Origin of the sequence: Sporolactobacillus laevolacticus DSM 442 (assembly GCF_000497245.1) — a bacterium.
GTDB classification, from domain to species: Bacteria; Bacillota; Bacilli; order Bacillales; family Sporolactobacillaceae; genus Sporolactobacillus; species Sporolactobacillus laevolacticus.
Map to the genome: position 1 here is coordinate 1 of NZ_AWTC01000014.1, position 12,722 is coordinate 12,722.

Here is a 12,722-nt window from a genome sequence, read left to right on the forward strand (position 1 = left end):
AGATGACCCCTATTCAATATAGGAATCATCTTCTAGTAGCTTAATCTCTTTTTTTATAGTGTCCTTGACATAGGTACCAGTTTAATTTCAGGGCTCTCTCTTTTTTTGCAGCTGAATGGAAATGGAACAGATTCCACCTTCTTTACTTGTAATCAGTTGATTATAAGAAATCACGTTTATCCATTGAAATAGAATATAATGTGGCGGTCTCTTTCATAATGGTTGAAGGAGACCACCATGTATGTTCATGTCACTGTGTTTATTATAAACCCTGAAGTTTCACATAATTATTCGGCAACCTGATGAAGCAGCTTAGCTTTTTTCGTCGTAGTTTCCTTGGCTGATCAATCGATATCCAATAGATGATAAATTTAATTCGGCGAATTTAATATTTTTAATAAATATAGTACCAGGTACTAATTACTGGTATAATGTTTTTGGGAATAACAAGGAGGTCTAGATAGATTGGAATCGAAAGCAAAAATTACGGCTATTGGTGGGTATGTTCCAGAGCACATCATGACCAATCAGGATTTGGAACAAATCGTTGATACTTCAGATGAGTGGATTGTGCGAAGGACGGGTATGAAAGAACGGCGGATTGCAGGTCCGGAAGAATTCGCAAGTGATCTGGCATGTGGCGCAATACGTGATCTTGTTAAACGCTATTCATTTGACCTGTCAGATGTAGATTTGGTAATCGTCTCAACAACAACTCCTGACTATGGATTTCCGAGTGTCTCTGCAATGATTCAGGCTGCCTTCCATCTTGAGCATGCAGGCGCGTTCGATTTAAGTGCGGCTTGTGCCGGATTTGAATATGCGTTGCATGTCGCGAATGGACTCGTTTCAAGTGGTTTGAACAGAAAAGTGCTCGTCGTTGCCGCAGAAACGATGTCAAAAGTGACCGATTATACGGACCGAACCACCTGTGTTCTGCTTGGGGACGGAGCAGGAGCAGCAGTGATAGAACAAACAGAATCAGACGGAAGTTTTCTTGGTGCTTACATGGGTGCAGATGGCAGCCTTGGAAAGGCGCTCTATCGTACAGGTTTGTCAACGGTCATGAATGGCGAAGTGCTCATTAATACGGGGAAAATGGTGCAAAATGGTCGAGAGGTTTATAAGTGGGCAGTTAAAACAGTGACAACTGGTATTCAAAAATTACTGGAAGAAAACGAGTTTCAGTTTTCCGATATTGACTGGTTCATCCCTCACAGTGCCAATTTACGATTGATTGAAGCGATCTTTGAGCGTTTGAATGTGCCTATGGATAAAGTTTTATATAGTCTTGAATACTATGGAAATACCTCATCGGCTTCTATTGCCCTATCATTATCAGAAGCGGTCAAGAATGGTAAAATAAAGAAAAACGACCGTTTACTTTTGTATGGTTTTGGCGGTGGGCTTTGTCATTGCGGCCAGATTATTCAATGGGGTATATAAATTGATCGACCAATAGTCTAGTCCACAGTAAGGATACTTCGATTGAACGAGTTGCTTAGGCATCTCGGTAACTGAAAGATGCATTCTCGATTCGCTCTCATCTTGGACTTTCTGTTTGCACCAGGCGATGTCTATTTAACTGTCTTCATATACCAACTAATCGAAAATTGACTCTTCGATGTAACATAAAGTGTTAAAAAATCGTTTAAGTAGGTAAAACGAGTTAGAGGGGAGATACATATGAAGATCCTTATTTTAGGCGGAACGGTTTTTCTTGGACGGCATCTTGCAGAGATTGCAATAAGAAGAGGGCATTCCGTAACTTTATTCAACCGTGGACGTCATACAGATGTTTTGTCTGATGTTGAACAGTTGCATGGAGACCGTGATGGCGACCTGGAGATTTTAAAAGGCAGAAATTGGGACTCGGTGATTGATACATCCGGCTATGTTCCAAGAGTGGTTCGCAAGTCGGCACGTCAACTCGCACAAGTAACCGATCACTCTACATTCATCTCGAGCATCTCCGTTTATGAAGACTTCAGCAAAAAAAATTTAACAGAGGAAGCCTCTACGGGCAAACTCGCTGATGAGACTATTGAGGATATTGGTGAAGGAAATTATGGCCCGCTTAAAGCACTTTGTGAAACGGTAGTTCAGGAGGAAATGCCTGGCCGTTCATTGATTGTTCGCCCAGGTTTAATCGTCGGTCCCTATGATCCAACCGATCGCTTCACTTATTGGCCATGGCGCATAAAGCAAGGCGGGAATGTGCTTGCACCTGGAAATCCTCAAGGACTTATTCAATGGATTGACGTACGGGACTTGGCATCATGGATTCTTGACCTTGTGGAGAAAAAGCAAACAGGCGTTTATCACGCGACCGGTCCGAGTGAACCGCTCACACTGAACCGTTTTCTTGAAGCGTGCAAGGACACTTTAAACCAAACAGCACGGCTTCAATGGATTCCTGAACAAATCTTGCTTGATCAAGGGGTCGAGTATTGGTCGGAGATGCCGCTTTGGATTCCTAAAACAGCAAATATGGATGGATTCTTAGCTGTAGATAATCAAAAAGCCATTAAGGCGGGACTCACTTTTCGACCAATTCAGGAATCGATCCGTGACACAGCGGAATGGGCTCAGTCACGTCCGGCTGGTTATCAATGGAAAGCAGGAATGGATGAACGGCGTGAGAATGAGTTATTGACGTCTTTCAGCAATAAAGAGGTTTGATAATCATAATCTTCCCTTGTCTTTGGAGGCATTAAGATGGAAATAACAGAATTATTAAGAGAAACAAAGTACGAGTATGAACTTATTCAGCATGATAAGCCCATATTGACTAGAGAAGATGGTTCAAGCTATTTTGGAATTGATGTGGGTCAAACAGCTCCAACCTTAATCTTGAAAACAGATAAAGGATTTTTTGGAATGATTATATCTGGAAGTCGTGAAAAAATAGATTTCGAAAAAATCGCCATCCTGTTAAATTGCAAGAAAGTAAAATTAGCTCGGCCAAGTGAGGTTCAGAAAGTAACGGGATACAGTGTGGGCAGCGTTGCTTTAATTGGTTTTCATTTACCATGTCTCATAGACAAACGCCTTCTCAATTTTGAATTTATTTATGGTGGAACTGGTAAATCAACATGCACTTTAAAAATTTCCCCGCAAGCCTTATTAGAATTAAATCGAGTCATTGGATTTATTGATTAATATTATTGAGAAATTTAAATGTCTTTAATCTGATAAAATCAGCGGGTACGTAAAATTAAGATGTTTCTGATTAATAGAACTCGATTTTCCTGATGGAACTATTCACTTTGTATCTACCGAATTTTAAAAGCTGAGTGCAGAAGTCATCCAGTTTTTCTGTGTCAGAAAAGCTGGTTTTCAACATATAGCATCCATCACCGGAAATTTTATGGGCTTCAATACAATCTGGATTTTGGATAATCATATGTTCGAATCCGGCGTAATCCGACGAGGACATGTATATGGTAATAAATTGAATCGCGTCATATCGCCTTTCAATTGAAAAACGTTGAATGGTTCCTTGATCAATGAGTCGCTGCACACGTTGACCAACCGCTTGTCCTGTCATATGTATTTTTTCACCGATCTGTTTCCAAGTAAGACGACTATTTTTCGTTAACCAGCTGATGATTTTTTGATCGAATTCGTCCATTTTGTTTTCCTTTCACAGCGAAAGAATAATGGTGTATTTCTTTTCACCGGCCTCTGTCACAGAAGGCTCTTTTTGTATACAATCACATTATCAGATACAACAGAAGGTGACAATATGAATGAAGCGTTGATCATTATTGATGTACAGAACGATTATTTTGAGGGCGGGCGAATGCCGCTTAACAAGCCGGTAGTCGCGCTCGAGCATATCAAAAAAGCACTAAATTATTTTCGTAAGACCAATAAAACAATAGTTTTTGTAAAGCACATCGCAAAAAATCCAGGAGCCACATTTTTCTTGGAAAACACAGATGGTGTTAAGATTCATACCGCACTTGCCGCCGGGAGTCAAGAAAAGGAATATATCGTTCAAAAGAACTTTCCAAACAGTTTTTTGAAAACTGGGTTACAAGAAGTTCTTACAAATAACAAAATTGATACATTAGTGATTTGCGGAATGATGACCCATATGTGCGTGGATTCAACAACGAGACAGGCGGCAGAACTCGGTTATCATTGCACACTGCTTGGAGATGCTTGCGCTACTAAAGATTTAACAATAGAGAATTACACAGTTGAAGCTGATCAGGTACAAGCCGCTTTCTTGGCTGCGTTAGGTGCATTTGGTCAAGTAAAGACTACAGATAGCTTTTTAACAAGCATGAACGATGAAAAATGAAATGTTATTTACCTGTTCATAAAGTTGATTACTAGACGAAAAAGTTTTAACTTAGCAAGAATATTTTTAAACACGAACAGCGAAGTATAAAAAGAGTTTTCATTACATGTAGAGTAGACTACATCGACCATGATATCGTTATAATTAGTGAACGTACGATTGGAGAATGGGATGTATGGAAAATACAGCATTAATAATTATTGACTTGCAAATAGGCGTTCAATCTGAAGCTACTCCACTTTATAACTTGGCTAATGTCATTGACGGGGTCAATCAAAGAATTCGTTTATTTAGAGAAAGAAATAATCCGGTGATTTTTGTTCAACATAATGATGCTGAGTTGGTTCTCAATTCGCCAAGTTGGCAGCTTTTTCCGGAATTGGATTGTAAGGATACAGATATCTATATCAATAAGACACACGCAAACTCTTTTTACAAGACCAATTTGAAGAATCAACTAATGAAATTAAATATTAATAAGCTTGAAATTTGTGGAGCACAAACTGAGTATTGTGTTGATACGACTATTAGAATGGCCCACGGGTTAGGATATCAATTATTTATGAAAAAAGGACTAACGACCACGCTTAACAATGACCTTCTAGGAGCTAAAATAATCATTGAGCACCATGAGAATATCTGGAATAATAGATTTTTAACATTTTTTTAAAAGTGACTTACTATTTTACGTAGTATCCGAAGAACGTTAATTTCTTTATAATAAATCCCAAATAGAGTTATCAGTCTGACAGAGAAATACGCCTTGTGCTGCCGCGAAAAAGCAACTTTATTGGTATTTATCACTTTAATTAATTTCAAGTGAATCATGATAAAAACCCTCATGCTTTGACTGAGCTGGTCGGTCAAAGCATGAGGGTTATTTTTGGAATTTAATTATCTTTTTTTATTCTCCTGACAAGCTGCTTTCCTTCATGATGACGTCGTGGGCACCGCCTTCAACAAGACTAGTGGCGGAAACAAGTGTAATTCGTGCGTTTTTTTGTAAATCTTCTATTGACCTCGCTCCACAATTCGTCATCGTTGATTTGATCTTGCCAATTGACTTGTCTAAGTTTTCTTTCAAGCTTCCTGCGTAAGGCACATAGGAGTCGACACCTTCTTCGAAAACGAGACCCTCCTTGCCTCCGGTATCATAGCGTTGCCAGTTTCGCGCTCGATTTGAGCCTTCTCCCCAAATTTCTTTGACAAAGTTGTTTCCGATTTTTAGCTTCTTTGTCGGGCTTTCATCAAACCGAGCAAAGTATCTGCCCATCATGACAAAATCGGCACCCATAGCTAATGCAAGTGTAATATGATAATCATGAACAATTCCGCCATCAGAGCATATCGGGATATAAATGCCTGTTTCTTGAAAGTATTTTTCCCTTGCTTCATTAACTTCAATAAGAGCAGATGCTTGCCCTCTGCCTATGCCTTTTTGTTCTCTCGTAATACAAATAGATCCGCCGCCTATTCCTACCTTTACAAAATCGGCACCCGATTCAACAAGATACAAAAACCCTTCGCGATCAACAATGTTTCCGGCACCAATTTTTACATCGAAGTTCGATTTTACGTATTTTAACGTCTCGGATTGCCATTCGGTATATCCATCTGAAGCATCAATGACCAGAACATCGACACCTGCGTTAATTAATGCCGGGACTCTTTCTTTGTAATCTCTTGTGTTAATCCCAGCACCGACAATATAACTTTTATTATCGTCAAGAAGAGCAGATGGATTTCCTTTATGGGCATCATAGTCTTTTCGAAAAACGAGGTATTGCAGATTCGTTGCTCCGTCCACAATGGGTAAACAGTTAAGCTTATGCTCCCAAATGATATCATTAGCTTCAGACAATGTGATGCCCGACTTACCGTACACTAGAGATGAAAATGGTGTCATAAATTCGCTGATTTTTTTATCGAGAGAATCCCTGCTTACCCGATAGTCTCTGCTCGTTACAATGCCAAACAGTTTTCCGTTTGGCGTCCCGTTGTCAGTAATCGCGACTGTCGAATGCCCGGTTTTCTTTCTTAAATCCAATACATCCTTCAGCGTGTGCTGCGGTGTCAGGTTGGACCGACTAACAACAAACCCCGCCTTATATTCCTTTACTTTCCGAACCATTGCAGCCTGATCAGCAACAGATTGCGAACCATATATAAACGAAATACCGCCACATCGAGCCAATGCAATCGCCATAGTACTATCTGAAACAGACTGCATGACCGCTGATGAGAACGGTATGTTTAATGAGAGATCCGGTTGTTCGCCTTTTTTGAATTTGCTGATCGGCGTTTTCAAATCAACATCCTTAGGTGTACAATTCTTTTCCGTCAAATTGGGGATCAGTAAAAATTCATTGAATGTCCGGGAGGGTTCTGAGTAATAAAAAGCCACCATCGTCAACTCCTTATTTTTTTGTAGATTTTTAAAATCTTAACACCTGATTATTTGAACGTCAATAAAATTATTGGTATATTTTTCTGGTTTTCATGCTATGAGAACTTACTACTGAGATTTTCATTAATAATCCTCCACCAGCATTAAATAAAAATGTATAATAAAAATCAGATTAAAGGATCTTCGATTTATAAGAGGCGGTGTCTCTGTGGAAAAGTGGCAGACGAAAGAACAATTGACAGAGCTTTTATATGAACTCGTTAAAATTCCGAGCGTTTCCGGATCGCAGGCGGAAAAAGAGTTTCCTGAATTCGTTATACATAAACTGTCTGAGCTGGACTATTTTAAGGAAAATCCGGCTCAGCTGAATAAAGTCCCGACCGAAGATGGTCGCTTTTTTATTTCCGCGTTCGTTCGAGCGCAGCGTCCGATTGAGCAGACAGTCATTCTTTTCAGTCACTTCGATGTTGTTGATGTGCAGGATTATGGAAAATGGAAGGAATTTGCTTTTGATCCTGAAACATTGACAAATCAATTTTATGATGAAAAGGAGAAACTTCCTAAGGAAGTTCTTGATGATCTTAATACTGGTAATTGGCTGTTTGGCAGAGGAATCATGGATATGAAGAGCGGGCTTGCGTTGCATCTGTCTTTGATCGAGGCAGCATGTGACGGGAGGTTTGAAGGCAACGTGCTGCTCATATCCATTCCGGATGAAGAGGTGAATTCTGTCGGTATGAGGGCGGCAGTTCCCTACCTGCTTCAATTAAAGAAAAAATATAAGCTTGAATACACTGCAGCTGTGAACTCAGAACCGATGTTTTCGCTGTATCCGGGAGACCGCAATAATTACATATATACTGGTTCGATCGGGAAAGTCATGCCAGGTTTTATGTGCTACGGTAAAGAAACACATGTCGGCGAGCCTTTTTCTGGATTAAATGGCAACCTGATGTCGTCTTTTGTTACTGCGGAAATAGAACTAAATACAGATTTATGTGATTATGATGAGGGAAAGGCAGCGCCACCGCCCTCGAACTTGATTCAAAAAGGGCTGAAGGAATCCTATTCGGTGCAGATTCCGCATCGTTCGGTTACACTTTTTAATTTATTCTTGTTAGAGCGATCAATTGAAGAAGTGACCGATCTTTTAAAAGAAAAAGCATCACTGGCAGCTGCTAAGATTGAGGTTCTTTACCGCGAACAGGCAGAACGTTATGCTTCAGCAACAGGATCAGCAGCTACCAAACATAAAGTGCGTGTGCTAACTTTTGAGGAACTAGTCAGTTATGCCCGACAGAATTTAGGCGAGGAACGCATACAAAAAATCGTTGACACATTAATTGCTCAACGTGGGGAAAAAGACGATCGGGAAATTTCGATTCAGATTGTGGATCAGTTGGCTATCCTATGCAAAGCGCTCGCGCCGATGATCGTCTTATTCTATACACCGCCATTTTATCCGGCAGTGCAATCACACCACCGGCCGCTGATTCAAGAAACAGTTACGAAAGTACAGAAACTCGCTCAAACGAATTATCAGACTGAACTCATTGAGCAGCACTATTTTAGTGGAATATCAGATCTGAGTTATATCGGCATGCCTGCAAAGCGTACGTCAATGAAAGAGCTGACTTCGAACACGCCGATCTGGGGTCATGGGTACTCGATCCCATTCGATGCGATGGAACAACTATCTGTTCCAGTATTGAACTTAGGTCCAATCGGTCGTGACGCACATCAATGGACCGAGCGTCTGGATGCTGACTTCGCTTTTGGCCCCTTAAAAGAGCTTTTGACCATTAGCGTACAGGAACTTTTGACTAAGAAACGCCGATCAGAATGAAAATAGGAGTTTGACATCATGAGATATCCAGTCATTGTGGACTATTTTGAAACAAAACATGCGACGGTCATTAAAAAGAATAAAAATGAGTATATTACCTACTCTGGGTTTTCTACTTCCCATGTCTGGATGCTTAAAGAAGGTGTTGTTAAATCAAGCCTGATTTTGAAAGATGGACGGGAGTTTAATGTCGCATATCTGCAAAAAGGGGATATTGTTTCACTCTTGCGTGAGGATAATATCGCTGAACCCTTAGCACCGTATAATGTTCGTGTTGAGACAGAAACAGCCTATCTCTATCAAGTAAACAGGATTGATTTCTGGCAGGATGTTTATAAAGACAGGGATCTTCAGCGTGAAGTTTACCGATTTTACCGAAAAGAGTTGGAAGACGCGATCCTGAAGATTCGCGACTTTTCAATGAGCGGAAAAAAAGAGGCACTCTATACAATTTTACTCCGATTCGCCCGTAAATTCGGTGTGCCGTATCAGGAAGGCATTCTCATTGATTTTGTCATCACCAATGAAGAGTTAGCAAAATTCACAGGGATCAGCACGAGAAACAGTGTAAACCGGATGCTGCATCAATTAAAGGAAAAAGACATTATTGATATGGTGCAATCCAAGATTTACATTAAGAATATTCAGTTCCTCGAAGAAAATGTTGTGAAGTAACCTTCGGAAAATTTTTATGGGGGAAAAACGAATGATTGGTGTAAACATAAGAAAAGCGAGCAGGCAGGATGTTCCTACGTTGGTAGAATTACGGATAAAACAGCTGAATGATGAGGATCATTATCAAACGGTAGACATACAGGCCAATCTTACTCACTATTTTTCTGAAAGTCTGGAAAATGGCTCGTTTATCTCGTGGGTCGCTGAAATTGATCAAAAAATAATCGCAACGAGCGGCGTATGCTTCAGCGCGGTTCCGCCACACTTTGGCAACAGAGATGGGCGAATTGCCACAATTGCCAATATGTACACGGCATCTCAATTCAGACGGCAAGGCATTGCGATCACATTATTGGGAAAGGTCGTTGATGAAGCAAGATATAGAGGCTTTGAGGTTATTCGGGTAAATGCATCGAAATATGGAAAACCAATGTATGAAAAGTTTGGTTTCAAAGAAAAGAAAAATGCACTGGAATATTTAAGTAATAAGTAATTTCATAGTTCATTGTGACGCGTAAAAAACAACCGGAGTGATTAACGCACAAGTTATTTACTCCGGTTGTTTTATAGCGAAAATCATAATAAATATTTGGATGAAATGCAATTATTTGCTGATGTTACTCCATTGTTGATTGAGGATACAGTAGTTTGCGGCATCATACACCTCGCGCAATGGCACTTGGTGCTTCGTTGCCAAAGAGGCACACTCCTCATATTCTGGAGTGTATTTTTCTATGTCATTGAGAAATGAATGCTTTATTTTTATGGCGCCAAACTTAGTCTCAACTGATTTGAAATCGCGCCTCATGACATAACGCGGACAACGAAAGGCGCGAACGCCAAGCGTTGTTGTTTCAGCCAGTATGATCTTAGTTATTTTTTGCTCGTCTTCGGGTTTTATGAGAACGGACAACATCGTTGCCGGCCGATTTTTTTTCATGTAAATCGGTGTGTAGAAAACATCAAGTGCCCCTTTGTCAAGCAGCCGTGTCATGGAGTAGCCCAGAAGCTCACCAGACTGATTATCAATATTTGCCTGAAGTAGGACAGTCTGATCCCGGGCACATTCTTCCTGCAGTTCACCGAGAATCCCGCGAAGAGCATTCATTCGACCAGTATCGCGTTTGCCGGTACCATAGCCAATACGCTGCACATTCATCCGTGGTAGTGTTCCGAAATCATGTGCGATCGTCTTTATTATGGCCATACCCGTCGGTGTAATCAGTTCGGTAGGCACATCTTCTTGAATATAGGGAATCGGCCGTTCACTGGATGCCAGCATTTGAGCAACCGCTGGAACAGGTACGGGCATTGTTCCGTGGGCGCATGTGATGAATCCATTGCCGTCATGCAAAGCGGATGAATATACCTTTTCCACGCCAAGCAATTCAAGTCCGATAAATGTGCCGACAATGTCCACAATGCTGTCTATTGCACCAATTTCATGGAAATGCACCTCACTGATTGATTTACCGTGCACGTGAGCCTCTGCACGCGCCACTTCTTCAAAAACGAGTACAGCATGCTTTTTTACCCACTCAGATAGATTACTGGAAGCGATAATCCTCGTGCAGTCCTCAAGATTCCTTGATTCGCCATGATGGCTGTGATGATGCTGGTGATCGAAAGATTTGTCCTTGTGCTCATGAGTATGAAGGTGGTCGCTAGTAAGTTCAACCGCGACATCGGATCCGCTGATTCCATTAACCAGTTTCTTAGAGAAGGTAATGCGGTAGTCTTTAACGTTCAGCTTCTCCAGCTCATGAATCAGTCGCTGCGGGTCAACACCTAGATCAATGAGTGTGCCAAGGATCATGTCTCCGCTTATTCCGGAAAAGCAGTCAAAATAAAGTGTTTTCAAGTGTTGCACATTCCTTTCATTCTCGATTCATCAGGCTGGCGCTATATGCCGCTCCAAATCCATTATCGATATTCACTACACTGACACCGCTGGCACAGCTATTCAGCATCGTAAGCAATGCAGCAAGTCCGTTGAAGCTAGCGCCATAACCTACACTGGTTGGAACAGCGAGTACAGGGCGATCAACGAGTCCACCGACGACGCTGGCGAGCGCACCTTCCATACCGGCGATAACAATAACAACCCATGCACCGCGAATCAAATCAAGTTTTGCGAAGAGGCGATGGATACCGGCCACGCCGACATCATAAATTCGTTCTACTCGATTACCAAATGTTTCAGCGGTTACGGCAGCTTCTTCAGCGACTGGAATATCGGAGGTTCCGGCTGTTACGACCGCTATGTAATGTTCCTGGCACGTCATCCTTTTTTCAGGGTTAATGACAATGCAACGTGCAGCTTCATAATACGTAACATGTGGCGTTACTTGTAAAATACCTTCATAGATTTCACGCGACGCCCGCGTACCGAGAATATTACATTCTGCGTCGATCATTGATCGGGCAATGCCTTGTACCTGTTCGATCGTTTTTCCTTCGCAGTAAATAACTTCAGGAAAACCATTACGCAATTTGCGGTGGTGATCAATCTTGGCGTAGCCCAGATCCTCAAAGGGCAGTGTTTTTAAATGATCAAGACCTGATTCAATACTCAACTCGCCGTTTTTTATCTGCTCAAGCAACTGTTTTAATGAATTAGACATGGTTTACCTGTGTCCCTTGGATTTTTGTACGTGGATCGAGTGTTTCATTCATGCTTCCGGAACGATAACCTCTTAAATCCAACGTCGTATAACTAAATCCGATCTTCTTAAATTGATCGGCAATGATATCTAGTACGTCCGTGTCGAAAAAAAGATGGCGTTCTTCCGGAGCAACTTCAATTCTGGCGATATTTCCTTGATGATAACGGACACGCAGTTTTCGAAAGTGGAGACTCTTCAAATACTGTTCTGCGGCACTGATTTTTTTAAGTTTTTCTTTAGTAATCTTTTCCCCATATTGAACGCGCGACGCCAGACAGCTGCTTGCCGGCTTGTCCCATGTTTTCAAATGATAGAATTTGGACAAATAGCGGATATCTTCCTTAGTCATACCGGCATCTTTGAGCGGGCTGACTATGCCAATTTCATCCAGGGCACGAAGTCCGGGACGATAATCATGAACATCATCAGCATTGATCCCTGCGGCGATCCAGTGAATGCCTCTTTTTCTTGCTTCATTAGCCATGCTTGTAAATTCAATCGTCTTGCAGATATAGCATCGGTCGGCAGAATTGTGACGAAAGGAAGCTGAATTCAACTGATTTAGTTTAACAATGACATAGTTCACGCCACTTTCTTTATAGAAACTATGAACATCTTTGAGATCATCCTCTGTAACAGTAGGGGATTGAATGGTTATTGCAAGCGCGCCATCTCCAAGTTCATCATGTGCGATTTTCAAGAGCAAAGTACTATCCACACCGCCGGAGAAAGCAATGGCGATCTTTTGATAGTGGTGGAATAATTTTTTAAGCGTTTCTAGTTTACCGGCCAGTTCAGGTGTCAAATCAAATTCCT

General features: G+C 41.2%; 13 protein-coding genes. 8 read left to right on the forward strand and 5 right to left on the reverse strand.

Going from position 1 to position 12,722, the window contains the following annotated elements:
• Positions 1–465: 465 nt before the first annotated feature.
• From P343_RS32000 to P343_RS32010, 3 genes are all read left to right on the forward strand, one after another.
• Entirely contained in the window at positions 466–1,446 is a 981-nt protein-coding gene (locus tag P343_RS32000; protein WP_023510969.1) for a ketoacyl-ACP synthase III, read from the forward strand.
• Positions 1,447–1,686: 240 nt separating this feature from the next.
• On the forward strand, positions 1,687–2,682 hold the full coding sequence (locus P343_RS32005) for an NAD-dependent epimerase/dehydratase family protein (protein ID WP_023510970.1): 996 nt from the start codon (positions 1,687–1,689) through the stop codon (positions 2,680–2,682).
• Positions 2,683–2,718: 36 nt separating this feature from the next.
• On the forward strand, positions 2,719–3,162 hold the full coding sequence (locus tag P343_RS32010) for an aminoacyl-tRNA deacylase (protein ID WP_023510971.1): 444 nt from the start codon (positions 2,719–2,721) through the stop codon (positions 3,160–3,162).
• A 70-nt stretch (positions 3,163–3,232) separates the two neighbouring features.
• On the opposite strand, the gene P343_RS32015 is transcribed toward P343_RS32010, so the two are convergent.
• Positions 3,233–3,634: an Lrp/AsnC family transcriptional regulator gene (locus tag P343_RS32015; protein ID WP_023510972.1), complete on the reverse strand. Its 402-nt coding sequence runs from the start codon at positions 3,632–3,634 to the stop codon at positions 3,233–3,235.
• Positions 3,635–3,748: 114 nt separating this feature from the next.
• On the opposite strand from P343_RS32015, the gene P343_RS32020 reads away from it, so the two are divergent.
• Entirely contained in the window at positions 3,749–4,312 is a 564-nt protein-coding gene (locus tag P343_RS32020; RefSeq protein ID WP_031264125.1) for a cysteine hydrolase family protein, read from the forward strand.
• 175 nt (positions 4,313–4,487) lie between these two features.
• Complete coding sequence (locus tag P343_RS32025; RefSeq protein WP_023510974.1) at positions 4,488–4,982, forward strand: cysteine hydrolase family protein; 495 nt, start codon at positions 4,488–4,490, stop codon at positions 4,980–4,982.
• A 234-nt stretch (positions 4,983–5,216) separates the two neighbouring features.
• On the opposite strand, the gene P343_RS32030 is transcribed toward P343_RS32025, so the two are convergent.
• Entirely contained in the window at positions 5,217–6,716 is a 1,500-nt protein-coding gene (locus tag P343_RS32030; RefSeq protein WP_031264126.1) for an IMP dehydrogenase, read from the reverse strand.
• A gap of 211 nt (positions 6,717–6,927) precedes the next feature.
• Between P343_RS32030 and P343_RS32035 the strand changes: the two genes are divergently transcribed.
• Genes P343_RS32035 through P343_RS32045 form a run of 3 tightly spaced genes read left to right on the forward strand, consistent with a single transcriptional unit; the run spans position 6,928 to position 9,733 of the window.
• Complete coding sequence (locus tag P343_RS32035; RefSeq protein WP_023510977.1) at positions 6,928–8,565, forward strand: M20/M25/M40 family metallo-hydrolase; 1,638 nt, start codon at positions 6,928–6,930, stop codon at positions 8,563–8,565.
• A gap of 18 nt (positions 8,566–8,583) precedes the next feature.
• Positions 8,584–9,240 (forward strand): Crp/Fnr family transcriptional regulator, encoded by a 657-nt coding sequence (locus P343_RS32040; RefSeq protein WP_023510978.1) that lies wholly within the window; start codon positions 8,584–8,586, stop codon positions 9,238–9,240.
• Between the two features lie 31 nt (positions 9,241–9,271).
• The gene (locus tag P343_RS32045) at positions 9,272–9,733 is read left to right on the forward strand and encodes a GNAT family N-acetyltransferase (RefSeq protein WP_023510979.1); all 462 of its coding nucleotides are present in this window, start codon (positions 9,272–9,274) and stop codon (positions 9,731–9,733) included.
• A 111-nt stretch (positions 9,734–9,844) separates the two neighbouring features.
• Here the strand turns inward: P343_RS32045 and larC are convergent, their stop codons facing one another.
• The 3 genes from larC to larE are packed head-to-tail and all read right to left on the reverse strand — an operon-like array spanning position 9,845 to position 12,711.
• The gene (gene larC, locus P343_RS32050) at positions 9,845–11,101 is read right to left on the reverse strand and encodes a nickel pincer cofactor biosynthesis protein LarC (protein WP_031264127.1); all 1,257 of its coding nucleotides are present in this window, start codon (positions 11,099–11,101) and stop codon (positions 9,845–9,847) included.
• 16 nt (positions 11,102–11,117) lie between these two features.
• A complete protein-coding gene (gene larB, locus P343_RS32055) occupies positions 11,118–11,864 on the reverse strand; it encodes a nickel pincer cofactor biosynthesis protein LarB (protein ID WP_023510981.1) in 747 nt (248 codons plus the stop codon).
• On the reverse strand, positions 11,857–12,711 hold the full coding sequence (gene larE, locus P343_RS32060) for an ATP-dependent sacrificial sulfur transferase LarE (protein ID WP_023510982.1): 855 nt from the start codon (positions 12,709–12,711) through the stop codon (positions 11,857–11,859). Before larE ends, larB begins: the two co-directional genes overlap by 8 nt.
• Between the last annotated feature and the right edge of the window lie 11 nt (positions 12,712–12,722).